The organism is Arthrobacter sp. B0316-1-20, assembly GCF_059091865.1.
The window spans coordinates 56,102-82,828 of sequence record NZ_JBNHHC010000007.1 but is presented as its reverse complement, the minus strand read 5'-3'; the positions used below and the strand labels follow the sequence as shown (position 1 = coordinate 82,828).

The 26,727-nt window shown below is 64.6% G+C and carries 22 protein-coding genes; 9 read left to right on the top strand and 13 right to left on the bottom strand.

What is annotated here, in order from left to right; translation table 11 throughout:
* Positions 1-152: 152 nt before the first annotated feature.
* Positions 153-1,202, top strand: a complete 1,050-nt coding sequence (locus AC5RW2_RS13415; protein WP_493964404.1) for a matrixin family metalloprotease — start codon at positions 153-155, stop codon at positions 1,200-1,202.
* Positions 1,203-1,209: 7 nt separating this feature from the next.
* On the opposite strand, the gene AC5RW2_RS13410 is transcribed toward AC5RW2_RS13415, so the two are convergent.
* The 10 genes from AC5RW2_RS13410 to glyA all read right to left on the bottom strand — a co-directional run bounded on the left by AC5RW2_RS13410 (position 1,210) and on the right by glyA (position 13,905).
* The gene (locus AC5RW2_RS13410) at positions 1,210-2,451 is read right to left on the bottom strand and encodes an LOG family protein (RefSeq protein ID WP_493964403.1); all 1,242 of its coding nucleotides are present in this window, start codon (positions 2,449-2,451) and stop codon (positions 1,210-1,212) included.
* Between the two features lie 77 nt (positions 2,452-2,528).
* Positions 2,529-4,196: an MDR family MFS transporter gene (locus AC5RW2_RS13405; protein ID WP_493964402.1), complete on the bottom strand. Its 1,668-nt coding sequence runs from the start codon at positions 4,194-4,196 to the stop codon at positions 2,529-2,531.
* On the bottom strand, positions 4,193-4,819 hold the full coding sequence (locus tag AC5RW2_RS13400) for a TetR family transcriptional regulator (RefSeq protein ID WP_493964401.1): 627 nt from the start codon (positions 4,817-4,819) through the stop codon (positions 4,193-4,195). Before AC5RW2_RS13400 ends, AC5RW2_RS13405 begins: the two co-directional genes overlap by 4 nt.
* A gap of 344 nt (positions 4,820-5,163) precedes the next feature.
* The gene (gene purU, locus AC5RW2_RS13395) at positions 5,164-6,027 is read right to left on the bottom strand and encodes a formyltetrahydrofolate deformylase (protein WP_493964400.1); all 864 of its coding nucleotides are present in this window, start codon (positions 6,025-6,027) and stop codon (positions 5,164-5,166) included.
* Between the two features lie 19 nt (positions 6,028-6,046).
* A complete protein-coding gene (locus tag AC5RW2_RS13390) occupies positions 6,047-7,498 on the bottom strand; it encodes an L-serine ammonia-lyase (RefSeq protein ID WP_493964399.1) in 1,452 nt (483 codons plus the stop codon).
* 1 nt (position 7,499) lies between these two features.
* Entirely contained in the window at positions 7,500-8,129 is a 630-nt protein-coding gene (locus AC5RW2_RS13385) for a sarcosine oxidase subunit gamma (protein ID WP_493964398.1), read from the bottom strand.
* The gene (locus tag AC5RW2_RS13380; RefSeq protein ID WP_493964397.1) at positions 8,122-11,055 is read right to left on the bottom strand and encodes a sarcosine oxidase subunit alpha family protein; all 2,934 of its coding nucleotides are present in this window, start codon (positions 11,053-11,055) and stop codon (positions 8,122-8,124) included. Before AC5RW2_RS13380 ends, AC5RW2_RS13385 begins: the two co-directional genes overlap by 8 nt.
* The gene (locus tag AC5RW2_RS13375; RefSeq protein ID WP_493951104.1) at positions 11,052-11,378 is read right to left on the bottom strand and encodes a sarcosine oxidase subunit delta; all 327 of its coding nucleotides are present in this window, start codon (positions 11,376-11,378) and stop codon (positions 11,052-11,054) included. Before AC5RW2_RS13375 ends, AC5RW2_RS13380 begins: the two co-directional genes overlap by 4 nt.
* 14 nt (positions 11,379-11,392) lie before the next feature.
* The gene (locus AC5RW2_RS13370) at positions 11,393-12,610 is read right to left on the bottom strand and encodes a sarcosine oxidase subunit beta family protein (protein ID WP_493951105.1); all 1,218 of its coding nucleotides are present in this window, start codon (positions 12,608-12,610) and stop codon (positions 11,393-11,395) included.
* The gene (glyA, locus tag AC5RW2_RS13365) at positions 12,610-13,905 is read right to left on the bottom strand and encodes a serine hydroxymethyltransferase (RefSeq protein WP_493964396.1); all 1,296 of its coding nucleotides are present in this window, start codon (positions 13,903-13,905) and stop codon (positions 12,610-12,612) included. Before glyA ends, AC5RW2_RS13370 begins: the two co-directional genes overlap by 1 nt.
* 170 nt (positions 13,906-14,075) lie before the next feature.
* On the opposite strand from glyA, the gene AC5RW2_RS13360 reads away from it, so the two are divergent.
* Together AC5RW2_RS13360 and AC5RW2_RS13355 are read left to right on the top strand one after the other, a co-directional pair.
* Complete coding sequence (locus AC5RW2_RS13360; RefSeq protein WP_493951107.1) at positions 14,076-14,744, top strand: GntR family transcriptional regulator; 669 nt, start codon at positions 14,076-14,078, stop codon at positions 14,742-14,744.
* A 217-nt stretch (positions 14,745-14,961) separates the two neighbouring features.
* The gene (locus tag AC5RW2_RS13355; RefSeq protein ID WP_493964395.1) at positions 14,962-15,999 is read left to right on the top strand and encodes a YkvI family membrane protein; all 1,038 of its coding nucleotides are present in this window, start codon (positions 14,962-14,964) and stop codon (positions 15,997-15,999) included.
* 120 nt (positions 16,000-16,119) lie between these two features.
* Here the strand turns inward: AC5RW2_RS13355 and AC5RW2_RS13350 are convergent, their stop codons facing one another.
* On the bottom strand, positions 16,120-17,625 hold the full coding sequence (locus AC5RW2_RS13350) for a PucR family transcriptional regulator (RefSeq protein WP_493964394.1): 1,506 nt from the start codon (positions 17,623-17,625) through the stop codon (positions 16,120-16,122).
* Positions 17,626-17,792: 167 nt separating this feature from the next.
* Between AC5RW2_RS13350 and AC5RW2_RS13345 the strand changes: the two genes are divergently transcribed.
* From AC5RW2_RS13345 to AC5RW2_RS13325, 5 genes are all read left to right on the top strand, one after another.
* Positions 17,793-19,379 (top strand): purine-cytosine permease family protein, encoded by a 1,587-nt coding sequence (locus AC5RW2_RS13345; RefSeq protein WP_493951110.1) that lies wholly within the window; start codon positions 17,793-17,795, stop codon positions 19,377-19,379.
* A 70-nt stretch (positions 19,380-19,449) separates the two neighbouring features.
* Positions 19,450-20,703, top strand: a complete 1,254-nt coding sequence (locus tag AC5RW2_RS13340; protein ID WP_493964393.1) for an aminopeptidase P family protein — start codon at positions 19,450-19,452, stop codon at positions 20,701-20,703.
* 114 nt (positions 20,704-20,817) lie between these two features.
* Entirely contained in the window at positions 20,818-21,645 is an 828-nt protein-coding gene (locus AC5RW2_RS13335; RefSeq protein WP_493964392.1) for a creatininase, read from the top strand.
* A 2-nt stretch (positions 21,646-21,647) separates the two neighbouring features.
* The gene (locus tag AC5RW2_RS13330; RefSeq protein WP_493964391.1) at positions 21,648-22,067 is read left to right on the top strand and encodes a cupin domain-containing protein; all 420 of its coding nucleotides are present in this window, start codon (positions 21,648-21,650) and stop codon (positions 22,065-22,067) included.
* A 60-nt stretch (positions 22,068-22,127) separates the two neighbouring features.
* Positions 22,128-22,937, top strand: a complete 810-nt coding sequence (locus AC5RW2_RS13325) for an IclR family transcriptional regulator (RefSeq protein ID WP_493964390.1) — start codon at positions 22,128-22,130, stop codon at positions 22,935-22,937.
* A gap of 676 nt (positions 22,938-23,613) precedes the next feature.
* On the opposite strand, the gene AC5RW2_RS13320 is transcribed toward AC5RW2_RS13325, so the two are convergent.
* Both AC5RW2_RS13320 and AC5RW2_RS13315 read right to left on the bottom strand, forming a co-directional pair.
* On the bottom strand, positions 23,614-24,777 hold the full coding sequence (locus AC5RW2_RS13320) for an aromatic ring-hydroxylating oxygenase subunit alpha (RefSeq protein WP_493951115.1): 1,164 nt from the start codon (positions 24,775-24,777) through the stop codon (positions 23,614-23,616).
* Positions 24,778-24,864: 87 nt separating this feature from the next.
* Positions 24,865-26,067: an NAD(P)/FAD-dependent oxidoreductase gene (locus AC5RW2_RS13315; RefSeq protein WP_493951116.1), complete on the bottom strand. Its 1,203-nt coding sequence runs from the start codon at positions 26,065-26,067 to the stop codon at positions 24,865-24,867.
* A 294-nt stretch (positions 26,068-26,361) separates the two neighbouring features.
* Between AC5RW2_RS13315 and AC5RW2_RS13310 the strand changes: the two genes are divergently transcribed.
* Positions 26,362-26,712, top strand: a complete 351-nt coding sequence (locus AC5RW2_RS13310; protein WP_493951117.1) for a bifunctional 3-phenylpropionate/cinnamic acid dioxygenase ferredoxin subunit — start codon at positions 26,362-26,364, stop codon at positions 26,710-26,712.
* The last annotated feature ends 15 nt before the right edge of the window (positions 26,713-26,727 follow it).

Below are 26,727 nucleotides of genomic sequence, written 5' to 3'. Positions count from 1 at the left end.
TGGCCATCCTGTGGACATCTACCGTTTGCCACGCAGCTTGGTTACTGTAAGGCAAGCGGGGCAACCACGCTCCCGCTGTCCGCCATGCGAGGGGGACCATGAGCTGGCCGCCAACCGACGGCCCGGGCGGGGCACCGGGTCCGAGTCGGAATGTGCCCAGCTCCCTCACCAGGCAGGTGCCGCACTGGGCGCCGACCGAATCCGGCGGAGGCCCGGGGGCTGATACCCCCACGGAAAAGGCGGATGTCTGGGTCAACCCGACGGCGCGACAGGGTCCGGCTCCGTGGCAGCAGCCCGTCCGGCCGCTGCTCACGGCGTGGCACTCCTCGGTCCCCGGTCCGGAGCTGAAGCCCAGCGGCGGCCCGACGCCGTTCGGCAAGCTGATCCTGTTCGCTGCCATGGCGGGACTGGTGGCTTGGGCATTCGTCTGGCTGGCCCAGCCGCGGCTCTCGTCGACGGTGCCACCCAGCGGAGCGGTTAACGGCGTCCCCTTCGATGGCGGGTCCACGGCTGAGGGCTTGGGCCACGGCGGGTTTCCGCCGTCGGGGGTCGACATCGCTGAGGCGCCGCTGGGCGTTCCGGCGCCGCTGTACGAGGAGAGCAATTCATATCGCTTCCTCGCCTCGCCAACCGCGGGGCAGGACTACATCGCCTACGACCCGTGCCGTCCGATCCGCTACGTGGTCCAGGCGGCGGACTCCCCCGTGGGCGGCACGGACCTAGTCCATCAAGCGGTGAAACAGGTCTCGGACGCCACCGGCCTGCAGTTCGTCTACGAAGGTACGACCACCGAGCAGCCCACCGAGAAGCGCCCGTCCTACCAACCGGAACGCTACGGCGAGCGCTGGGCCCCGGTGCTGATTGCCTGGTCCGATCCCGACCATAGTCCCGCCCTGGTGGGCCCGACCATTGGCTTGGGCGGAAGCGGCTGGGCCTCGCGGGGCGGGGTGTCCGCCTACGTTTCCGGCCAGATCGAGCTGGACACGCCGCAGTTCCGCCAGCTGCTCGGTGCTCCGGCTGGAAAAGACGCAGCCCGGGCCATCATCATGCATGAACTGGGCCACCTGATCGGTCTGGACCACGTGGATGACCCCAACCAGCTGATGTATGCCCAGGCCTCGCACGACGTCCTGGAATTTGCCGACGGGGACCTCTCCGGCCTGTCCTTGCTGGGCCAAGGCGAATGCGTTCCCGAGCTATAGGAGGTCGCTAGAGCACGTCCAAGGCCTGGTCCACGGTATCCACCAGATGCACGGAATCTTCCATATCGCGGCCGCGAGCCAGCGCCTGCAGCAGCGGCCAGGCCGGAAGCTCCTCGGTCCAGTATTTCCGCCCCACCAGCACCATCGGCGAGAGCGCTTCGGGGGTAGCGTAATAGTTTTCGCAGGCGTCCTGGAAAATCTCCTGCACGGTGCCGCCGGCCCCGGGCAGGAAAACGATGCCGCCGTCGCAGCGCTGCAGCAGCACCGCCTCGCGGACGGCGTTGCCGAAGTACTTGGCAATGTGGGTGGCGAAGAGATTCGGCGGTTCGTGGCCATAGTGCCACGTGGGAATGCCCAGATTGACGACGCCGGTGCCCGCCCGCGCGAGCACGTCGGCTGCGGCGCGGGCCCAGTCGGTCACGGACGGCCGGAACCCGGGGACCACGGCCAGCCGGTCCAAGGCAGCCGCAAACTCGTCGTCGCCGGTCGCTGACAGGTAGGCGCCGAGATTGGCTGCCTCCATGGCACCGGGTCCCCCGCCGGTCGCCACGGCATAGCCCGCCGTGGCGAGGAGTCTGCCCAGCCGGGCGGCGCGGTCGTACGCTGCGCTCCCTCGCGCGGCGGCATGCCCGCCCATCACCCCTACCATTTTGCTGCCGGCAAACACCGTGCCGGCCAGGGCCTCCATCGCGTCACCGATCGCATGGTCATGCAGGCTCGCGGCCAGGGTGGCATCCAGATCGCGGCGGGTGGTGGTCCGCGACGACCAGGCGTAGACCTGCGCGTCCAGCGTCGCTTCGTACGGCCCGGTCTCCAGCCCGCAGTAAAGCTCGGCGGCGGTATAGACCTGGCCGCGGTAGGGATCGAACGGGACACCCGGCAGCGTCGGAAAGATCAGTGCTCCGTTGCGGTGCAGCCAGTCCTCGGTGGCGGGCTCAAAATCGCAGCCCAGGAACACAGCTCCGGCCGGATCCATGCTGCGCAGGGCCCCGGAGCGCGCCGTGAGGTCCACCGATTGGAAGTGCCAGCCGTCCATCGACGGCTGTCTGCCGCCGGACGGTTTTCCGCCCTGCTGCCCGCCACCCGACTGTTTCGTGGGCTGTTCGCTCCCGGTCGGCGGGCCGCCCGGCAACTGTTCGCCTTCATGCCATCCGCTGCGTGGTGCCCGGGCAATGAGCCGGTCAAAGTGCTCCACCGACTCGATCTCGACGACGCGCGGTTGTTTATGAAGTGCCGCTGATGCGTCCATGCAGGCAAGCATAACCACCGGAGCCGGGCCGCCGGCCGCGCTGCCGGAGCGGCTCCGCGCGGCGGGCAACACGAGTGCTACCGGTTGCTGGCTTCGGCTCCGCGCAGGTCCGTGTTCGCCGGATGGTTGCCCTCGGTCTCGGCAGTGATCATCACATTCCCCTCCGAGATTGCCTCCGGCATGACATCCGGTTCCAGCGTCGTGGCCAGCGGCTTTTCCACCACGAACAGGCAGAGCACGGTAGCGGCCAGGGCCAGCGGGACCATGTAGAGGAACAATGGCATCAAGGCTTCGTTGTAGGACGCGACGATGACGTCATGCACGGGTGCCGGGAGGTGCTCCACCATGTCCGGAGTCAGCGAGTTGCCGCCGCCGGTGGCTGCGACCGCGGCGGACGGCAGCCTGTCGGTCAGCAGGTCGACCAGGCGGTGGGCGAACAGGCTGCCGACGACGGCCGAACCGAGCGTGGCGCCGATCTGGCGGAAGAAGTTGTTCGCCGCCGTCGCCGTTCCCACCTGCCGCAGCGGGAAGGAGTTCTGCACGATGAGCACCAGGATCTGCATGTTCAGGCCCAGGCCAAGACCAAGCAGTCCCAGGTAGACGCAGAGCACCCACACTCCGGTATCCGCATGAACAAAGCTCATCAGCAGCAGGGCCACTGCCACGATGGCGGAGCCAGCCACCGGCATCCACTTATAGCGGCCGGTCTTGGACACCAGGACGCCGGAGATCATTGACGAGGCCAGCAGTGCAGCCATCATCGGAATCATGAGCATGCCGGCAGCGGTAGCAGATACCCCGGTAGCCATCTGGAAGTAGGTGGGCATGTAGCCGAGCGCGCCGAACATGGCCACGGAGATAAACAGGCCCGCGATGGTGGTCATGATGAAGTTGCGGTCGCGGAACATGGACATGGGAATGATTGGCTCGGCCGTCTTCCGCTCCACCAGCACGAACCCGACGGCGGCCAGCACCGTTCCCGCGATCAGCCCGATAATCAGGGGGTCCGACCAGTTGTAGGTACTGCCGCCCCAGCTGCTCACCAAAACCAGTCCGGTAGTGGCAGCCGCCATCAGCAGCATGCCCCAAAGATCCAGCTTCGGCCGCACCGTGACTGGACGCGACTTGAGGAAGAACAGTGCGCCGATCAGTGCCAAGGCGCCCACCGGAAGATTGATCCAGAAGGCCCAGCGCCAGCCCGGCCCCTCAGTGAACCAGCCGCCCAGCAGCGGGCCCACCACGGAGGAGAAGGCGAAGACGCCGCCCATCGCGCCCATGTACTTACCTCGTTCGCGGGCGGGAACGACGTCGGCGATGATGGCCTGCGAAAGGATCATCAAGCCGCCACCACCCAGACCTTGGACCACGCGGGAGGCAATCAGCCAGCCCATGTCAGGTGCAAGGGCACCGATCACCGAACCGATCAGGAACACGATGATCGCCCCAACCAGCAGATACTTGCGGCCAATCTGGTCGCCCAGCTTGCCGTAGATGGGCATCATGATGGTGGCCGCCAGGATGTAGGCGGTGATCACCCAAAGCATCAGGTTGGCGCCGTTCAGTTCGCCCACGATGGTGGGCAGCGCAGTCGCCAATATGGTCTGGTTCAGGGCAGCCAGCAACATGGCCATCATCAGCGCTACGAACACCAGCAGCAGGTTGCCGTGGCTGTGGCCATGCTGACCCGTCTGGGACGGTTTGGATGCCGCGCGGCGCTGTTGCGCTTGCAAGCTATCGTTCTTCATTCGGATTCCTTCAGGACTGCACGCAGCAGGGCCAAGCTGTGCTCGAGCGCCTCCGTCTGCGATTCCAGGGTGGGTTGGGACATCGTTTTTTGCATGGCAAAGCGGAGTGCTGTGCCCGCCGTCATCACGAGCATGCGAACAGCGTCTTCGGGGGTGTACTGCCCGCCGACGGGGTGTGCGGCCAAAATCCGTTCAGCATCCGCGAGCCGGTCGGACCCGGCGAGCAGTTCGGAGACAGCCGTGGTCACCAGCTGCTCCACTTTGACCACGTACTGGACGCGGCGGTGCAGCAGGTGCGGGTACTTGTGCAGGATCCGGTGGCGGATCGCATCGTCCCCGCCCTGAATGGAACGAGTGACTGCCAGCATCAGCTTGGCGACTTCGTCCAGCAGATTGGCGTGGACGTCGAATTCGGCGAGCATGGCGTCGTCAAGCACCGGCTCCCGCAGACCCAGCACTGCGTCTTCCTTGCACGGAAAGTAATTGAAAAACGTGCGCGGCGAAACCCCGGCAGCGTTGGCTACTCCGTCAACGGTGACGCCCTCTATTCCGCCTTCCAGTGCGGCCTCAGCAGCGGCATCGTGCAGCGCGGCCCAGCACTCAGCGCGCTTACGTTCGCGCAAGGAATTTAGTTGACTCACCGAACCAGTGTCGCAGCGGCTGGACAGTTTACACAAGTGCAAACTTGCACTCCTGCAAAAACTTAGACGAACATCACACCAAACGCATGGGGGTTCGGAGATGTGCTCAAAGCCGATCACCGGACTGGGCAAATTGCACAAGCAGACTCGCTGAACGACGAAGGAGCGAGATGTCACGGGATGGGCAGTTTCCATAAGCGCGCATCGCCGAATGAGGAACTATCGGGTCTCAGTGGGATGGGTAATTTCCATAAGCGCGCATCGCCGAGCGAGGAACGAGCGAGGTGTCTAAGCGCGTTGGAGATTACCCATCCCACAGCCGAAAACTACCGCAACACCACGGTCCGGTTCCCGTGCAGGATCACCCGTCCCTCGCAGTGCCACTTGACCGCATTCGTCAGTGCCTTGCACTCCGTATCGCGGCCGGCGGCCACCAGGTCCTCGGGACCGAACGTATGGTTGACCTCCACTGTCTGCTGGGCGATGATCGGGCCCTCGTCCAGCTCGGCGTTGACGTAGTGGGCGGTGGCGCCGACGGTTTTGACGCCCTTTTCATACGCCTGGTGGTAGGGCTTGGCACCCTTGAAACTCGGCAGGAACGAATGGTGGATGTTGATGGTGCGCCCGGTCAGTTCCCGGCTGAGGTGGTCGCTGAGCACCTGCATGTAGCGGGCCAGCACCACCAGCTCCACGTCGTGCGCGTCGATCAGCTCCAGCAGTTCGGCTTCCGCGGCAGGTTTTGTTTCCGGCGTGACCGGCACATGGTGGTAAGGGATGTTGTGCCACTCCACCAGCCCCTTGTGGTCCAGATGGTTGGAGACCACGGCGACGAGCTCCACGGGCAGCTCCCCCATCCGCGAGCGGAAGAGCAGGTCGTTCAGGCAGTGCCCGAATTTGGACACCATCACCAGCACCCGCCGCTTGCGGCCCTTCGGTTCCAGCTGCCAGGCCATCCCGTACTGCTCGGCCAGCGGTGCAAAGGCGGTGCGCAACTCTTCGGTGGATGTTCCGGCGCCGCCCTGCCCGGCGAAGTCCGTGCGCATGAAGAAATGCCCGGCCCGCCGGTCGTCGAACTGATTGAGCTCCTGGATCGTCTGCCCGTGCTCCACCAAGAAGCCGGAGACGGCGTGCACCAGACCCAGCCGCTCCGGGCAGTCCAGCGTCAGGATGTGCTCATTGTGGTTCGGCATGGTGCTACCTCGTTCTCGTTCAGCATTCAATAACGTTCACGGCCAGTCCGCCGCGGGACGTCTCCTTGTATTTGGCCTTCATGTCCGCCCCGGTATCGCGCATGGTTTTGATCGCCATGTCCAAGGACACCCGATGGTCGCCGTCGCCGGCCAGCGCCAGCCGCGCCGCGTTAATGGCCTTCACGCTGGCAATGGCATTCCGCTCGATGCACGGAATCTGCACCAGCCCGCCCACCGGATCACAGGTGAGGCCCAGGTTGTGCTCGATGCCCACCTCCGCGGCGTTTTCCACCTGCTCGGGAGTCCCGCCCAGCACAGCGCAGAGTGCCCCGGCTGCCATCGAACAAGCCGAACCGACCTCGCCCTGGCAGCCGACTTCTGCGCCGGAGATTGAGGCGTTGGTCTTGAACAGAATGCCGATGGCTGCCGCGGTGAGCAGGAAGTCCACCACCTTGTCGTCGTCGGCGCCGGGCACGAACCTGGTGTAGTAGTGCAGCACTGCGGGCAGGATTCCGGCCGCACCGTTGGTGGGGGCGGTGACAATGCGCCCGCCGGAGGCGTTCTCCTCGTTGACCGCCAGCGCGTACAGGTTCACCCATTCCATCGCCCACAGCGGGTCCGCATCCGGGGTGCCGTCCGCAACACGTGCCGCCTCGGCGGCGCGCAGCCTCCGCCGCAGCCCCGGAGCACGACGACGGACCAACAGCGATCCGGGCAGCCTCTCCTCGGTGCGGGTGCAGCCGTTTTCCACGCATTCCTGCATCACCGCCCAGATCCGCAGTAGCTGCGCACGCAGCTCGGCTTCGGTCCGCCAGGTGAGCTCGTTGGCCAGCATCACGCCGGAAATGGACGTCCCGGCCTCGCGGCAGCGGGCCAGCAGTTCGGCGCCGCTGCTGAACGGATAGGGGATCTGGCCGCCGGCGGCCGCATTAGGCAGGGTCGCCTCGGCGGCGCCGGTAGCGTTCTCGACCGCCGCGGCTTGCTCGGTCGCTTCGGCTTCTTCAGCCGGCACCACGAACCCGCCGCCCACCGAATAATAGGAGGATTCACGCACCGGCGAGCCATCGGCGTCGTACGCGGTGAAGGTCATCCCATTGGGGTGGGCCGGCAGCGAGCGGCGGCGGTGCAGCACCACATCCGCTGCCCGGTCGAACTCCACCGGGTGCCTGCCTGCCAACTGCAGCTTCCGCCCCTCGGCCGCCTCCGCCACCTGCGCATCAGCCGCGTCGGGGTCGACCGACTCCGGGTCCTCGCCCTGCAGGCCCAGGACCACCGCCTTGTCCGACCCATGCCCGACGCCGGTGGCACCGAGCGAGCCGAACAGCTCCGATTTGACCCGGGCCACCGAATCCAGCAGCCCGTCCTCAGCCAGCGACTCGGCAAACTGCCGTGCGGCCCGCATCGGACCCACCGTGTGCGACGACGACGGTCCGATGCCGATCGAGAACAAGTCCAGCGCGCTCAGTGCCATCTCAATCAACCTCGGGCGCAGCGAACTCCGTCATCGCGTCCAGCAACCAGCGGGCCATGTAGTCCGCGAACGAGGCACGCGGCATGATCCTATACACCGGGGCGCCGTCACGCTCCGCGGTCTGCCACAGCAGCACCGGCACCGGGCCCAGCTGGGTGGTGATCGCGGTACCGGGACGGAAGCTGCGCGGGTGAAGGTCCGCGTGGCAGCCCTTTTCCAGCACCAGCCGGGCCGACGGTCCGGAGAGTTCCAGCGTGGTTCGGTTGGCCGAAAGGTCGACGACGGCGCCCGGCTCACCGCCCAGGGCTGCGGAAAGGTCCGCGGTCGCATCCGTACCTTCGGGCCCGACCAACAGGAACTCGTCCGGCCCCAGCCACAGGATGGCGGTCGAGTCGGCGCTGCCGGCAACCTCGCCGTGGCCGGCCGGCAGCGGAAGCCCGGCGGCGGCTTCAAGCGCCTTGGCGCCGGCCGTCCCCGGTTCGGCACGCAGGCCGACCATATTCAGGAACGGGATCTCGCGCAGACTGACGCCGCGTTCGCCGGCAACGGCGCCCTGGCGGATTGTCTCGGTCAAGTGCGCCAGCGGGCTGCGGCGCAGTGCTGCAATATCGGTCATGACCTGTTCAGCCATCACGACGGCTCCCTTCGGGGTCGTAGAGTACGGGTTCTGCGATGACGACGTCCACCAGCTGCCCGTTGACGGGAGCCTGCAGGGTCTCGCCAATGCGGTTGCGGCCGTTCTTGATCATGGCCAGGCCGAAACTGCGGCCCAACGCGGCGCTGTGGTAGCTGGAGGTCACGTGTCCCTCCATCGGCACCGGTGTTTCTGCGGGTGCGATGCGCGTGCCTTGGTTGACCAACTGCGCGCCCTCCGGCAGGCGGAACGATTTGTCCACCGGCAGGACCCCGACCAAGTGCTTGCGGTCCTCGCGCTGGTTGTCCACACGGGTGTAGGAGCGCTTGCCCACGAAGTCCTTGGCCTTGGAGACCACCCATTCCATCCCGGCGTCCTGCGGAGTGACCGTGCCGTCCGTGTCCTGGCCGACAATGATGAAGCCCTTCTCCGCGCGCAGCACGTGCATGGTCTCGGTGCCGTACGGGGTGATGTTGAACTCCGCACCGGCCTCGGCCACGTCTTCCCAGACCTTCAGGCCGAACCAGGAGGACACATTGATCTCGAATGCCAACTCGCCGGAGAATGAGATCCGGCAGACGCGGGCCGGGATCCCGGAGGCGAGCGTGGTTTCTTTGAAGGCCATGAAGGGGAAGGCGTCGTTGTCCAGGTCAAGCTCGGGCGCCAGCTTGGCGATGACCGCGCGGGACTTCGGGCCGACGACGGCAACCGTGGTGTACTGCTCCGTGACCGAGTTGCAGACGACGTCCAGTTCCGGCCATTCGGTCTGCAGCCACTCCTCCAGCCAGTCCAGCACCTTGGCCGCACCGCCGGTGGTGGTCGTCATGAAGTAACGGTCCTCGTCCAGACGCAGCGTCACGCCGTCGTCGAAGATCATGCCGTCCGGAGTGCACATCAGCCCGTAGCGGCCCAGACCCGGCTTCAGTTTCTTGAACGCGTTGGTGTACATCCGGTTCAGGAATTCGCCGGCGTCCTTGCCGCGGATCTCGATCTTGCCCAGCGTGGTCGCGTCCATGAATCCGACGGATTCGCGCACCGCGGCGCATTCGCGCAGCACCGCGGCGTCCATGTCCTCGCCCGCCTGCGGGAAGTACCAAGGCCGCTTCCACTGTCCGACGTCCTCGAACAGGGCGCCGTGGGCGACGTGCCACGGATGGATCGAGGTCAGCCGCGCCGGGTCGAAGAGCTCCCCTCGCTGCCGCCCGGCCAGGGCCGCGAACGCCACCGGAGTGTAGGGGGCGCGGTAGGCGGTGGTGCCGATGCTCCCGACGTCGAAATTGTTCAGTGCCGCGGCGATGACGCCGATGGCATTGACCCCGGAGGTCTTGCCCTGGTCGTTGGCGGTGCTGATCGAGGTGTAGCGCTTCACATGCTCCACGCTGCGCATTCCGGCCCCGGTCGAACGCAGCACGTCGGCGACGGTCTGGTCACGCTGGAAGTCCACGAAGTGGTTCTTCCAGCCGGCGGCTTCGCCGCCGGGGGCGGGAACCAGCCACAGCGGTCGGATCGCGGTGACGGTTTCCGCGGCGGCCGCCGGGACCTGCGGGTCCACACTGAAGCCGGCGCGGGTGGCTGCCTCAGCGCCGGCGGCTGCGCCTTCCTGCAGGCTGCCGGCCAGATCCAAGGTGCCGTTGCCGGCTCCGGCGGTCTGCTGGTCCTTCACCGCATGGCCGGGCACGAAGGCCGCCAGGTCATCGTTCCAGGACAGCCGGCGCTCGCGCTGGCTGTGCAGGTGCACCACCGGGCTCCAGCCGCCGGAGACCGCCAGCAGGTCCGCGTCGATTGTTTCCGGTTCTCCGGTCAGCTGCCCTTCGGCATCCAAACTGCTGACCACGACGGCGCTGACCCTTCCACCGTCGTGCTTGCCTTCCGTGTCCACCACGGCGCTTCCGGTGATCACCCGGGTGCCGGTCGTGCGCAGGGTTTCCGCGGCGTCGCCGCCGACCTCGGTACGGGCCTCCACTACGGCGGCGACCTCGATGCCCGCCGCGGTGAGGTCGGCGACCAGCTTGTAGGCCGAGTCGTTGTTGGTGGCGACGACCACCTTGTTGCCGGCGGCTACGGCGTACCGGTTGAGGTAGCCTCGCACGGCGGAAGCCAGCATGATGCCGGGGCGGTCGTTGTTCGCGAAGACGATGGGACGCTCGTGCGCGCCGGTGGCGAGCACCACCTGCTTCGCACGGACATGCCAAATGCGCTCGCGGGAGACTCCGGCTCCCAGCTCGCCGGCCAGGTGGTCTGTGCGGCGCTGGACGGCCACCACGAAGTTGCTGTCGTAGCTTCCAAATGCAGTGGTGCGGGGCAGGTAGGTCAGCTCTTCGGCGGCCGACAGCTCCCCGGCCGTTTGGGCCACCCACTCCTGCGCGGGCAGGCCGTCGATGGTTTCGCCGCGGCCCGACAGCAGGGAGCCGCCGGCCTCCGGCTGCTCATCCATCAAGATCACGCGGGCACCGCTCCTGGCTGCCTCGCGTGCAGCGGCCAGACCGGCCGGGCCGGCACCGACTACCAGCACGTCGGTATGCACGTACTTGCGGTCGTAGACGGCCTCGTCGGTCCGCGGATCCAACTGGCCCAAGCCGCTCAGCAGCTTGGCGTCCATCCCGTCCGTCAGCTCAAGGGCTGTCGCCGGCAGCATGGACTCGTCAACGTGCCCCGGGTAACGGGCACTGACCTTGACCAGGGCGTTGGGCTCTTCCACTCCGGCTGACATGATGCCGCGCGGGCGGCCGAGGTAGAGCGAGTCGCCCACCGTGACCTTGCCGGCCGCGAGCAGCGCGGAGGCCAGGGTGTCTCCGGCGTAGCCCGCATAGGGTTCGCCGTCGAGCGTGAAGCTCAGCGGCTTGTTCCGGTCGATCCGGGCAGCCGCTGCGGCGGGGGCGGCAAGCCGCTGAGGCTGGTTGGCCAGGTTGCTGGGGGCGGTCATTTCGCTCCTCCTTCGGCGGACTGGGCCTTGGCGCCCGCAAGGCCGCCGAGGTCGATCGGTGGTTGCTCGCCGGGCTTGTACACGGCCTTGAATTCATAGCTGACGGTGTCGCGCACCGCGTTGAACCAGCGCCTGCAGCCGGTGCTATGCACCCAGCGTTCGGCAAAGAGGCCCTTGGGGTTGGCACGGTAGAAGAGGAACTTGGCCCACTCCGCGTCGCTCAGTTCGTTTGGATCTGCCGGGTAGGCCACGTGGGCCTGTCCGCCATAGTGGTATTCGGTCTCGTCGCGCGGCCCGCACCAGGGGCATTCGATCAGAAGCATCTTGGTCTTCCTTCCTAGTGGGCCACGGCGGCGGCGCCGTGTTCGTCGATGAGGTGGCCGGTCTCGAACCGGTCCAGGGCAAAGGGAGCGTTCAGCGGATGCGGCTCATCGGTGGCGATGGTGTGGGCGAACGTGTAGCCGGCGCCCGGCGTGCCCTTGAATCCGCCGGTTCCCCAGCCGCAGTTCACGTAGAGCTGGTCGATCGGCGTCTTGGATACGATCGGCGAGGCGTCCATGGTGGTGTCGACGATCCCGCCCCAGGTCCGCAGCACGTGGGCGCGGGCGAAAATCGGGAAGAGCTCGACGGCGGCCGCCATCTGCTCCTCGATGACGTGGAAAGCGCCGCGCTGGCCGTACCCGTTGTAGGTGTCGATGCCCGCACCCATGACCAGTTCGCCCTTGTGCGCCTGGGAAACGTAGACGTGAACGTGATTGGACATGACCACCGTGGGGTGGACCGGCTCGTGCAGCTCGGATACCAGCGCCTGCAGCGGGTGGGACTGGATGGGCAGCTCGAAGCCGGCCAGTTCGGCGAGTACCGAACTGTGTCCCGCGCCGGCCAGGCCGACTTTGCCAGCGTTGATCCGGCCGCGGCTGGTCTCGACGCCGACAACCCTGCCGCCGTCCTTGATGAATCCGGTGACCTCGCAGTTCTGGATGATGTCCACGCCCATCTCGTCGCACTTGCGGGCGAAGGCCCAGGCCACGTGGTCGTGCTTGGCAATGCCGGCGCGGGGCTGGTAGGTCGCGCCCATCACCGGGTAGCGGATGTTGTCCCCGGTGTTGATGATCGGGCACAGCTCCTTGATCTGGTCCGGGGTGATCCACTCCGCGTCCACGCCGTTAAGCTGGTTGGCGTTCACCCGGCGGATGCTCTCGCGCACATCCTGCAGGGTGTGCGCCAGGTTCATCACGCCGCGCTGGGAGAAGAGGAAATCGTAGTCGAGCTCCTCCGGCAGTTGCTCCCAGAGTTTGAGCGAGTGCTCGTAAATTCCCGCGCTCTCGTCCCACAGGTAGTTCGAGCGGATGATGGTGGTGTTGCGGGCCATGTTGCCGCCGGCCAGCCAGCCGCGCTCCAGCACCGCAATGTTGGTCATGCCGTGGTTCTTGGCCAGGTAGTAGGCGGTGGCCAGGCCGTGGCCGCCGCCGCCGACGATCACGGCGTCGTAGGAGGATTTCGGCTCCGGATTCCGCCAGAGGAAGTCCGGGTGCTCGGGCAGCAGATCGGCCATTATGCGGCTCCGTTCGGCTCGGCGTTCAGGGTGGGGTACAGCGGGAACTTCTCTGCCAGCACGGCAACACGGCTGCGCAGTTCGGCCAGCAGGTCCGCGGCCGGTTCGCGGCTCAGCGCGGTGGCGATGATGTCGGCCACCTCGGTGAATTCGGCGGCACCGAAACCGCGGGTGGCCAGCGCCGGGGTGCCGATCCGCAGGCCCGATGAGACCATCGGCGGGCGCGGATCGAAGGGCACGGCGTTGCGGTTAACCGTGATGCCGATGGAGTGCAGCCGGTCCTCGGCCTGCTGTCCGTCCAGGTCGGAGTGGCGCAGGTCCACCAGGACCAGGTGCACGTCGGTGCCGCCGCTGACCAGGCTGACGCCGGCGGCGGCCACGTCTTCCGCCAGCAGGCGCTTGGCCAGCAGCTGCGAGCCTTCGAGCGTGCGGCGCTGCCGATCGGCGAACTCGTCGGAGGCGGCGAACTTGAAGGCCACGGCCTTGGCCGCCACCACATGCTCCAGCGGGCCGCCCTGCTGGCCGGGGAACACCGCCGAATTGATCTTCTTGGCCAGCTCCTGCTTGGAAAGGATGACTCCCCCGCGCGGGCCGCCCAGCGTCTTGTGCGTCGTGGTGGTGACGACGTCGGCGTAGGGCACCGGGTTCGGGTGCAACCCGGCGGCGACGAGTCCGGCGAAGTGCGCCATGTCCACCATCAGGTAGGCGCCGACCTTGTCCGCGATGCGGCGAAAAGCGGCGAAATCCAGCTGCCGGGTGTAGGCAGACCAGCCGGCCACAATGAGCTTCGGTTCGTGCTCGACGGCGAGCCGCTCCACTTCCGCCATGTCAATCTGGTGGTCGGTCTCGGACACCCCGTAGGAGACCACGTTGTACAGCTTGCCGGAGAAGTTGATCTTCATGCCGTGGGTCAGGTGGCCGCCGTGCGCCAGGTTCAGGCCCAGGATGGTGTCGCCGGGCGAGAGCAAGGCGAACATCGCCGCCGCGTTGGCCTGGGCACCGGAGTGCGGCTGGACGTTGGCTGCCTCTGCTCCGAAAAGTTCCTTCACCCGGTCGATTGCCAACTGTTCGATCACGTCCACGTGCTCGCAGCCGCCGTAGTAGCGCCGGCCCGGGTAGCCTTCGGCGTACTTGTTGGTCAGCACCGATCCCTGGGCTTCCATCACGGCCTGGGGCGCGAAGTTCTCCGACGCGATCATCTCCAAGGTGGACTGCTGCCGCTCCAGCTCGCGGTCAATGGCTGCGGCGACCTCGGGGTCGGCGGCCGCCAAGGTGGCGGAAAGGGTGTTCTCCATCCGATAACTCCTTTTGAAGAAACTGCTCGATCACAACTAATGTGTGACTGATATATCAGAACTGGTTGCAATAGTATGATGGGGATCACAACACGTCAAGGCTTTCGTCCCAACAGTCAGATTTCCGCACCGGCTGCACCGTCAAGGCCACCGACCCAGCAAGGAGCACCATGAGCATCACTGCCGAAACCGACGCCGGCGCCGAGTCCCTGTCGCTGGCTGAACAGGCTTACCGGGCCTTGCGGGACAAGCTGATCATGCTGGACATCCGGCCCGGCGCCCCGATCAACGACGGCCAGTTGGCGGCCCAGCTGGGCTTCGGCCGCACTCCCGTGCGCGAGGCCCTGAAGAAACTGGAGATCGACCACCTGGTCATCTCCTACCCGCGGCGCGGCACCTTCGCCACCATCGTGGACATCACGGAACTGGCTGCAGTGTCGGAACTGCGTCGCGTGCTGGAACCACTCGCCGCCCGCAAGGCTGCGGAAGCTGCCGGCGAAACCATGCGCGCAGAACTCTCGCAGCTGGCCCGGGATATCGAAAAGCTCGACGAGCACGGGCCGGAAAAGCATGACCTGATGCGCTACGACCTCAGCGTGCACCGGGCCATCTATCGTGCCGCCGGCAACCCGCATCTGGAGGACACGTTGATCCGGCTGGACAATCTGGCCACCCGGATCTGGTGCCTGGTACTGGACAAGGTTCCCTCAGTCTCCGGGCACATCAGCGAGCATGTGGAACTGCTGGATTCAATTGTCGACGGCGATGCCGACCGTGCCGCCGGGCTCGCCCTGGAGCACATCGTCAGTTTCGAAAAGACCATCCGCGGCGTCTTGTAACCCTAACCAGAGGGCATCCATCCCACGAGTTTAAGGGTCGCGTTCCGACAGATTCGGCAAAATGTTGACTGGATCACATTGCTGGCATATCGTTCCCGTGAAAACTCATATATCAGCTATGGCGGGGGCCCCTTGACACAAACATCGCAGACAACAGCGCATTTGGACACCGTCGAAAAAACGAGCCCGCTCCGGGTCCTGACGTATGCCGGTGCAATTGTGGCTTTCCTTATCGGCTCCGGATTCGCAACCGGCGGAAATCCTGCAGTACTTTACGTCCTACGGCTACTGGGGGATTTTTGGCACCGGGATCTTGGTCCTTGTCCTCATGACCTACGTTGCCGTTGAGTTCTTCTCTGTCGGCCAGGCGAAAAAGTTTGAGCGTCCGTCGTTGATCTTCCACTACTACTGCGGCAAGTATCTGGGAACGTTCTTCGACTTCTTCTCTGTCCTTTTCGTCTTCCTGAGCTTCACGGTAATGGTCTCCGGGGCAGGCGCAGTCTTCGAGGAGCATTACAGCCTTTCCAAATACATCGGAGGCATCGGACTGGCCGTGGCGGTGGGTATCAGCGTGTGGTTCGGCCTGAAGAGCTTGGTCGACGTCATCGGCAAGATCGGCCCTCTCATCGTTGTCATCGCGATTGCACTCGGCATCGTCGGGATCTTCCAGAACCCGGGCGGGATCGCCCAAGGCAATGCGCTGCTGCCCGAACTGGATCTAACCCAGGCCTCGACAAACTGGTTTATGTCTGGCCTGTCCTACGTCGGCTTTTGCATGCTGTGGCTGGCGGCTTTCCTCACAGCGCTGGGCAAGACGGCGCGTAACCGCCGGGAAGCGGCCTCCGGCGGGCTGGTCGGGGCAGTTGCCTTCTCGGTGGCCTGCATCATCGTGGGGCTGGGCCTGCTCGCGAACATCACGCGCGTCGGCGGGACCGAGATTCCGATGCTCGTTCTGGCGAGCGACGTTGGCCCGCTGATAGCCTCCGGAATTTCCCTCATGATCCTCGCCGGCATTTACACGACTGCCGTCCCGTTGCTGTGGACAGTCTCATCGCGTTTCTTCGCCGACAAGACGCCCCAGTTCAAGTACCTCACCCTCGCTCTCGCCGCCATCGGGACCGTAATAGGCCTGCTCCTGCCGTTCTCCCAGATGGTCAATATCGTGTATGTCATCAACGGCTATGTGGGCATCCTGCTGTTGGTCCTGATGCTGGTCAAGACGGGCACACGACTGCTCCGACGCCAGCGGCTCTGACCAGAGCACGAATCGCCGCAGTCACAGCCGGGGCCGGAGCAGCTCAAACAGGGTTGCCCGGCCCCGGGAGGCATGCCGCCGTCTGAGACTGCCCGCGCGGTCTTGCAGTCCGCGCCGTCCTCAGTCGCTGACCCCTGCCGGCGACGGGTTCTTGGCCAGGTGGACCGCCACATAGAGTCCTGGCAATTTCGCGCTGCCCCGGGGGTCGCCGCCGATCAGCTCGAAAATCTTGCGCAGCCGCTTGTGCAGGGTTTGACGCTCGATGAAGAGGACGCGGGCAGCTTCGGCAGAATTGCATCCACTGATCAGCCAGGCGTCGAGCGTATCGAGCAGGCGTGTTCCCCGCCGACGCTCATAGTCCAGCAGTTCGCCCAGCAGTTCTTGGGTGATGCGTCCGATTACCGGCCCGGCAAGCTCACGGGCTGCCAGGCGGTCGAGCAGGAAATCCTCACAGTCGCGGATATTGGATTCCAGATCGCCGGGTGCGCCGACCGCGTGAGTGAGCCGGGCTTCGACCAGCGATGAGTGGGCATGCAGCGGCGTCGCCACTGTTGGTCCGACGGCGCCCGCCACCGCTAGACCGCGCAGGTCGGCACGCAGCCCTTCCAGAATTTCGCGCCGCTCTTGGCGTGTCCCGCTGATACTGAGCTGGGCCATGGCCCAGAGGCTTTCGCCGTCCAAATAGGTCAGGGCGTTGGGACACCGGGACCTGAGCGTTTTTTCCGCCACTCCCCGCACGCTGCTCAGGCCGATCCGGCGAAACCCCATGACGAAGACCGGGTGTTCCGTCGACACTCCAGCCGCCGCGCACAATTCGTGAATCTGGGACGAGCCCGCCCCGCTGACGACGGCACGCATCAGGGCCGTGTGGGCAATCTGCTCCGCTGTGGGACGGTGCTGCTGGGATACGGCCAGGGCCAGAATGCTGCCGATCCGCTCCCCCACCGTCTTCAGCAACTCCGGCGGGACGTCCAGCCGGCTTTGGAGCCGCAGCCGGGCAGAGACCAGGCTGCCAACGAAAATATCGGATTCGACATTTACTGATGTGGCATCGGGAGGAAAGCCGCCGGCGAACTCCAGGACGCTTCCACTGGGATCCAGCAAGGCAGCCTCGATCCGCAGCGACTGCGAGACGATTTCGATGAGAGGACGGAGTGCGGGACCGGACGAAGCCAGGTGTTCCGCCAAGCGCTGTGAGATGGAATCCGCGGTCTGCAGGGCGGTGACGTGTTCGGCTACAACCTTTCGGTTGACCTCTTCCGCGATCTCCACGAAGGGGACGACGCGCCGCAACTCGATCAACGGCAGGCCGGCTTCCTCAGCGGCCTGGACGAGTTCGTCGGACAGGGAACGGCCACCCGCAGTTTGGATCGCCAACGCGGTCACGTGCCGGGCCGCCAGGCTCCGGACGTACTCCTGTTGGGCGGCCGGCCTCAGGTTCAACAGGGCGTCCCCGCCGCTGAGCAGCAACTCCTGACCCCGCAGGAGCGGCGCAATCTCGAGCACTTCGCTCGAATGAACCCACCTCACCTTGCCCGCCCCGATCAGTTCCTTCCCGGCCCGCACCAAGGGACTGGCGTGCTGCATCAGTTCGAGCTGCAGCACATCCGACAACAAAACGACCATGCAAAACTCCATCATTTTAGGCGTCCGGCCGCCCTCGCAGCGACAGAGTGTCACCCGCTGGAGGCAAAAGAGGTTACGTTCCGAGCATACGCTGTGAGCTGGATCACCTCTACTCTGGATGCAGTCCTGCTCCGCCTCCCGTTCCCAAATCATTCAGGAGAACTGCTATGAGCCAGAGATCCGCTACGAAATCCGAACAAAGTACCCAACACGTAGAAGACATCTTGCAGCCGGTTCCCGAATCGGCCCGCACCACAAAGCTCTCCGGCCAGTTCTGGATCTGGGCAGGAGCCAACGTCGCCCCGATCAACTGGATCCTGGGCGCCCTGGGCATTCACCTCGGCCTGAGCCTCGCCGACACACTGACGGTCCTGATCGCCGGAAACGTCATCGGCATGCTCGGTTTCGGCTTTTTCGTCATCTTGGGCCAGCGCACCGGCGCCACCGGCATGCTCCTCGCCCGCGGAGCCTTCGGCCGCCGCGGCGCCTACTTGCCGGCCGCGATCCAAGCCGTGATCGCCATTGGCTGGTCAGCTGTTAACACCTGGGTGATCCTGGATCTCATCATGGCTCTGTTCGGGATGATCGGCTGGGTCGACCCCGCGCAAACCAACTTGGGCTGGCGGATCGCCACAGCGGCGGTGATCATGGGTATCCAGGTAGCCATTTGCTACCGCGGCTACCGGGCCATCTCGCGCTTCGAGCGCATCACGATGCCGCCAACAGTGCTGGTGCTGATAGCCATGTCGATCGTGGCCTGGACCCAGCTGGACATCGACTGGACCTACCAGGGCCCGGTGGGCGAAGTGCTCAGCGGAATGCCACGCATCGCCGCCATGTCGTCCATCATGACCGCCATCGGCATCGGTTGGGGTATCGGCTGGTTCACCTACGCCCCCGATTACTCCCGCTTCGTCAGCAAGAAGATCCGCCCGTCCAGGCTCTACATCGTCAGCGTCTTGGGCCAGTTCCTCCCGGTTGTCTGGCTCGGTGTCTTGGGTGCAAGCCTGGCAACGAAGAACGGCACCGCCGATCCCGGCCACCTCATCGTCGAAAGCTACGGAACCTTCGCGATCCCCGTCATTCTGCTGGTCATCCACGGCCCCATCGCCACGAACATCATCAACATGTACACCTTCAGCGTCGCCACGCAGGCGCTGGACATCCAGGTCTCCCGCAAGAAGCTCTCCATCCTGGTGGGTTGCCTCGCCATGGCAGCGGTCATCGGATTCATGTTCGCGACCGACTTCGCCCACCTGCTGCACAACTGGATCATCGCGATTGCAGCCTGGGTCGCTACCTGGGGCGGCATCATGGCCGTGCACTACTTCGTTTTCGAACGCCGGCACAAGAACTTCAGCTACCTGTTCCGCTCAGTTCATGACACCCAGCTCAAGGCCTTCAACCCGTCAGCGTTCATCGCCTTCTTCGCCGGCATCTTCATGACCTGGATGTGCATGTACGGCTCCGTCCCCATCCTGCAGGGCCCCCTTGCCCGCGCCGTCGGCGGCGTCGATTTCTCCTGGCTCGGCGGAACGGTAACGGCTGCCGCCGTCTACTTCATCCTCGGCTACCCCCGGTTCCGGTCCCGCATCGCCGCCGGCATCCCGCTGGGACTCAAGGAAAGCAGTTCCGACGAGGAGTTCCTCAAGAACTACGGAAGCTGCGAAACGGCCTTGACGGAGTCTGAAGAAGCTGTCCACACCGACACTCCTCCCGCTCCGGAGAACCGGACGGTTGCGCCCACCCCTTAGTCCCAGCCCGAATCAGCGGGACTGTCCAAACCACTACGTCCCATGTAAGAACAGCACTAAAGGAGAACCCATGACCATCGCCCCCAGCTCAGCGAACAGCGTTTCCGAACTCGAGCGCCTCAAGGTCCTGCACAACGGAGAAAAGCAGCAACTGACCTTCTCCGATGCGGAGTTCGAACGCCGCCTGACCGGGCTGCGCGCCATCATGGCCGCCAAGGAACTCGACGCCGTCATCCTGACCAGCTACCACGGCATCAAGTACTACTCCGATTTCCTGTACACCACGTTTGGCCGCAACTACGCCCTGGTGGTCACCGCAGACGACTCGGTCACCGTCACCGCGAACATCGACGCCGGCATGCCGTGGCGCACCAGCTACGGCGAAAACATCGTCTACACCGACTGGCGCCGTGACAACTTCTACTTCGGCCTGCAGGAAGCCCTGCGCCAGCGCGGCGTCAGCGCCCGCCGCCTCGGAGTCGAGGACGACGCCCTGCCGCTGATGACCCGCCAGCGCATCCAGGCCGCGTTCGAGGGCGCCGAGCTGCTCGATGTCTCGCAGGACGCCATGCGCCAGCGGATGATCAAGTCGGCCGAGGAAATCGAGGTCATCAAGCACGGCGCCCGGATCGGCGACCTGGGCGGCGAAGCCATCAAGGCCGCCATCCGCGAAGGCATCAGCGAGTACGAAGTGGCGCTGATCGGCACCGAAGCCATGGTGCACGAGATCGCCCGCTCCTTCCCGCACCGCGAAGTCCGCGACACCTGGGTCTGGTTCCAGTCCGGCATTAACACCGACGGCGCGCACAACTGGGCCACCACACGCAAACTGCAGCGCGGAGACATCCTGTCCCTGAACTGCTTCCCAATGACATCCGGCTACTACACCGCACTGGAACGGACCCTGTTCCTGGGTGAGCCGGACGAGCGCTCCCTCGAACTGTGGAACGTCAACGTGGAGGTCCACCGCCGCGGCTTGGAACTGATCAAGCCCGGCGCCGTCTGCAAGGACATCGCGGCGGAATTGAACGAGATCTACATCGGCCACGGACTGCTGCCCAATCGCACCTTCGGCTACGGCCACTCCTTCGGCGTCCTCTCGCACTACTACGGACGCGAAGCCGGCCTGGAACTGCGCGAGGACATCGAAACCGTCCTCGAACCGGGCATGGTCGTTTCCATGGAACCGATGATCACCGTCGCCGACGGCGAACCCGGTGCCGGCGGCTACCGCGAACACGACATCCTGGTGATCGGCGAAGACAGCGTCGAAAACATCACCAAGTTCGGCTTCGGTCCGGAAAACAACATCATCCAGGCCTGACCTGGACCCTGCTGGGGTGGGACCGTTCGGTCCCGCCCCAGCAGCACCATATTTACCGCACTAACCGGGCCCGCCGTCCGCGGCCGGCCCGACACCAACGATCTTGGAGACAGCATGCGCACCAGCGTGTACATGGAAGAACTCGACGCCTTTACCTACCGCGAACGCATCAGCGAGGACAACGCCCTGGTGCTGATACCCGTTGGCTCCATTGAACAGCACGGCCCGCACATGCCGCTCAATGTCGATGTGCTCCTCTCCAAGGCACTGGCCGGAGCCACGGCAACGGCCATCGACGCACTGGTGGCCGCCCCAGTGGTCTACGGATACAAGTCCCAGCAGCGTTCTGGCGGCGGCAACCACATCCCCGGCACTACCAGCCTGGACGCCTCCACCATGATTGCCATAGCCAAGACACTGACGCTGGAATTCGCCCGGCACGGTGCCCGGAACATCGCCTTTATCAACGGCCATTTCGAGAATTACCAGTTCCTGTACGAAGGAGTCGACCTGGCACTGCGCGAGCTGCAGCAAAGCGGCATCGACGACGCCAAGGTGGTCCTGCTCTCTTACTGGGACTTTGTTGACGACGCGACCATCGCCGAGTTGTACCCGAACGGCTTCACTGGCTGGGACCTTGAACACGGCGGTGTCCTGGAAACATCGCTGATGCTGCACTTGTACCCGGAGCGGGTCCGGATGGACAAGGTAGTCGATGCCCCGCCCGCCGTCCTGCCCAATTACGACGTCCTGCCGGTCAGGCCCGAACTGACCCCGGCTTCCGGCTGCCTCTCCTCCGCCGCCGAGGCCACGGCTGCGAAGGGCGTCATCCTGCTGGAACGCGCTTCCGCCGGTATGGCCGCAGCGCTCTCCCACGAGTTTCCCGCCACGGCGCCGCATCCGGCCCGCCAAAACGCTACCGAATCCGTCGGTGCGCTCTGAACATGTTGGAACGACGCGGTGATTATGCCTTTGACTACAATCTCCACGGCGGTACGGCACCGGTGAAGATGCAGTGGCTGTTCCAACAACAGTCCCGCCTGCCGGTGGCCGTGCAGACGTGGGAACTGCCGCCGGGCGGAACGGAGGGCATGCACTCCCATCCCGACAGTGGCCGCGCACTCGAGGAACTCTATGTGGTGATGGAGGGGAAAGCGCGAATGAGGGTGGACGGCCAGGTCCATGATCTGGCCGCCGGGGACGCCGTATTGGCGCCCGTGGGCTCGCAGCATGATCTGGCCAATACCGGCTCCGGCCCGCTGCGCGTGCTGGTCGTCTGGGGCGAGCCCGGCTCGGCCGACTACTCCGCCTTTGGTTCGCACCGGTCGGCGAAGGCTGCCCGGTTAGGCAACGCCACGAGCTAAGCGGCGCTCCGTCTCATGCCACAAACCGTCGCCGCGCACGGAATTTGAGATTATGGTCCCATGGCTGATCCTGAAGAGCTCGACGACGAGGCATCCCCGGAGAACCTGAACCGGGGCGTGCAGTCCGTCGACCGCGCCATCACCGTGCTGGAAATCCTGGCCCGGCGCGGGGAATCCGGCGTCAGTGACATCGCCGAGGAGATGGGTGTGCACAAGTCCACCGCCTCACGGCTGCTGGCGTCGCTGGACCACCGGGGTATGGTCCAGCAGAACACCGAACGCGGAAAGTACCAGCTGGGGTTCGGCATTCTGCGACTGGCCAATTCCATCCCAGGCAATTTGAGCCTGGTCCGCGAGGCCCGGCCGGTGCTGGAGCAACTGGCTGAACAGTACAAGGAAACCGTGAACCTGGCCGTGCTGCGTTCAAACTTTGCCGTCAACGTGGACCAGGCCCGGGGCACCTCCACTCTGGCGATGTCCGACTGGATCGGCAGCCTGACCCCCCTGCATGCCACCTCCAGCGGCAAGGTGCTGCTGGCCGGGCTCAGCTCGGAAGACCGGTTAAAGATCGTCAAGCAAACGCGGTTGCCGGCGCTGACGGCCAGGACGATCACGTCCCGGCAGAAGCTGGAAAAAGAGCTGCTGTCGGTAGCCGCCAACGGATACGCCGTTGTCACGGAAGAATTTGAGATCGGCCTCAATTCAATCGCCGTTCCGGTGTGGGACCACTTGGGAGCCGTGATCGGATCCGTCAGCATTTCCGGCCCTGCGTTTCGGTTCAAACCCCAGGAGATGCCCGACCTGATCGAGGACGTCAAGCAGGCGGGACACAACATCAGCGCCAGGATGGGCTACTCCCGGGACAGCTGAACCGTGCCGACGGCCGCCGGCTACCCAATGACGACGGCGGCGGGCTGCCCAAGCGGGCGTTGACGCACTGCATCTGACTTCACTATCGACGACGAGAGTCCGGAGGTTGGCCGTAAAGTCCGGTTTGTCGACCGAGCCGTCACGGTACCCGAAATATCCGCCCGCAGCGGATCTGCCGGAGTGAGAGAGATTGCCGAAAAATGTGCGTGCACAAGTCCACCGGCCTCTAGGCCGCTAAGTGTAGTCCGCAAAGCGCGCCCCGTGCTGGGCCCTTGGCCGACCAATACAAGGAAACGGTATTCCGGCCGTCACTCGTTCCAATTACGCCGTCAATGCCGACCAGATGGTGGGCCCTCTCACCCTGTCCATGCACGACCGGCGCGGCAGCCTCACCTCGCCCAACCCCAACGCCCTCTTCAAGGTACTCCTTGCGGCGCTGGCGTCGGCACAGCGGCAGTAAGTCCTATGCCCTCGTTTCTGAAGAATGCGGGATCGGCCTCAATTCCGTAGCCGTCCCAGTACACGCCAACCCCTGCACGTCATCGGCGCTATCAATATCTCAGGTCATTCATTCTGCTTAAAGCCCAAGGAAATGCCCGGCCTGATTAAGGATCCTAAACAGGCCGGGCAAGAACAGCTCACGAATTGGTCAAAGGCCCGAATGATTCGCGGATGTTCAGGATGGTACGGCGTCGGCAACGGGACCCGAGATAGTACCGGTGCCGTCGAGCATCTCCTGCACCCAGTGGTGGAACGCACCGATGTGGTGCTCACTGGGAACGAGCACCCCGCCCTTGGCATAGACCTTCGAGCCCATGGCAGGCTGGCAGCGTTCGCAGGCGTCAAAATCCTGCTGGTTCACGCGATGGAACAGCTCCACGGACGCCGTGAGATCTTTTCCGCTCTCGACAACACTGGGCAGATACAGCCAATCGCATTCGACAATCGTGCGGTCGGCCGCCATCGGGAACATCCGATGGATGATGACGTGGTCCGGCACAAGGTTGACGAAGACCGTCGGTTTGATCGTGATGGCATAGTAGCGGCGGTCCTGATCGTCGCCTACGCCTGGAATCCGATCCACACCTTCCGAGCCGTCGATGGTGAAGCCCTTGATCTCGTCACCGAATGCCGCTCCATGGCCGACGAAGTACTGTGCCGCCAGTCCGTCTGCGAATTCGGGTAGCACCTCTGTCAGTTCGGGGTGGATTGTGGCGCAGTGGTAGCACTCCATGAAGTTCTCGATGATGAGCTTCCAGTTCGCCTTTACGTCGTATGTGATGCGCCGGCCCAGGCTCAGATTGGCAATGTCGTAGCTCTCGACAGCCTGGACATCGCCGAGTCGCTCCTCGATGGCGCCGACGACGTCCTCCTCGAACGACGGCGGCTCGTCGGCCAGGCTGAGCCAGATGTAGCCGAGATATTCGCGCACGGCCACATTAACCAGGCCATACTTGTCTCGGTCGATGTCGGGCATCTTCGTGAGGTTCGGAGCCGCGATCAGCTTGCCATCAAAATCGTAGGTCCAGGCATGGTAAGGGCACTGGAAGGAACGGCCGGCCTCACCGGATTCCTCCAGGCATAACTTGACCCCGCGATGCCGACAAATGTTGTAGTACGCCCTGATTGCACCCTTCCGGTTGCGCGTGACAATGACCGACTCGCGGCCAATCTGGACCGTTTTGTAAGCACCGGGCTTCGCCAGATCTTCCGAGCGCACGGCACAGAACCACATTTGCTCAAAAATACGTTCCTGTTCGGTCTTGAATATCTCCGCATCGACATAGGTATTGCCTGGCAGGGTAGCGATGAGGCTTTCCGAGATGACTTCGGCGGTCATAGGGTACTCCTTGGAAATGCGAGAAGCGGGACAGTGGAATCAGGGATTTGGAATGGTTGCAGCAGCACGCAGCGTTGCCGGGGCTCGTCAGGAGGCGGCGGCTAAGGAGGCTGCCGGGACCACGTACGACTGGGCGTTCTTGTTCAGGAATTTGCGCCATTTGGTAAATTGCCGGACCTGGTCCACGCCTAGCACGGCAACCGGTTCAGCGCCGGCGTAGTACACTGCCAGAAAACTGCGTTCGGCTACGTCGCCGTGCTCGATTTCGATCCGGTCGTAACCATGCGCGTGCCCCGCGAACTGGATTCGCGATCCGTACTGGTCGGACCAGAAGTACGGCGGATTGACCGGCTGCTGCGCCGCGAACTCGTCCAGCAGGGCGGCTACGGCGAGCGCCGGGCGTTCGTTCGCCCCGGCCCAGTGCTCTACCCGCTGGTGGCTTTGGGCCCGCAGGTCGTACCACGCGGCGCAGTCGCCGACGGCAGATACACCCGGCCTGTTGGTCCGGCCCATGGCGTCGCACAAAACGCCGTTGTCCAGCGCGATGCCCGACCCTTCCAGCCATTCAACGTTGGGCTGCGCTCCGATGCCAACCAGCACGACGTCGGCGGGCAACCGTCGGCCACCTTCCAAGACAACCTCGGTCACCGAAGTGCCGCTCATAGTGAAGGAGGAAACGCCTGTTTCACAGAGCAGTTCCACTCCAGCTGCTTTATGAAGGCTTGCCACCGCCGCGCCCATCTGCACTCCGAGCGGGCCCGCGAGCGGCGCAGCCGATCTTTCCACCACGGTCACGTCCATGCCTGCCGCCTTGGCCGTGGAAGCGGTTTCCGCGCCGATGAACCCCGCACCGATGACCACCAGTCGACGGCCGGGGACCAAATGTGTCCGCAACGCCTGGGCATCGGCCAGCGTGCGCAGAGTAAAAACGTTCTGCATGCCTTGCAGTTCGGCCAGCCCCCGGGCAGAGGCACCGGTGGCAATGACTACACGGTCTGCGGCAACGGTTCGCCCGTCGTCGAGCGTAACCGTCAGGGTGAGGGCGTCGAAGCGTTCGGCTCGGACTCCGAGCATCCATTCTGCATCCAGGTCCTCGCCGGCTTCCTCCAGCGACAAGTCATCCGAGCCGATCTTCCCAGCGAGGAAATCCTTGGACAGCGGCGGCCGGTCGTAAGGACGGGGCGCTTCGTCTCCGATAATGACTAGTCTGCCGGCAAAACCTAGGGCCCGCGCTGCGCGCGCGGCGGAGAGTCCGGCCAGTGACGCCCCCACGACTACAAGAGTCTGCATAGTTAAGCCTTTCGCAACACGGAATTGGTGCTGTGCACCTGGTGGGCAAGAGCGCTGATTCATTGCGCATACCGCAACTTGCATCGCTATGTGAAACAGCATGACTGGCCAGCGAAGTGTGTGTCAAGAGTCACAGCCATACATTCTGTGGGGGTGAAAGCATTCTCCAAATCAGCAGAAAAAAGCCTTGACAGCCTCAGGCAACTGCAGACAGGCTGTTGCCTATTGTGAACAGAGTTGTTCATGACGGAACTGCGCCGCCCGCGGCCCGGCACTGAAAGAGGTTCTGCCCCTATGCACCACGCATGCCCGCTCACAGAACTCGCACCTGGCGATGCCATCCGGCTGGACACTTCGCCTCCCATAGCGGTCTTCCACACGGAGGAAGGCGAACTTTTTGCCATCGACGACACCTGCACCCATCAGGACGCATCCCTTGCCGACGGCTGGGTTGAGGGCTGCGAAGTGGAGTGCCCGCTGCACGCCTCCAAATTCAATTTACGGACGGGCAAGGTAGACGCCCCGCCGGCGAAGCTGCCGGTCAGAGTCCACGAAGTCAAGGTTGTAGACGGAACCATCATGGTCCGGGAATCAGACGACGCTCCGAATCTCCCGCCTGGCTTGACCGCAGGCGGACATGTTTAGCGCCGGACATGGGTC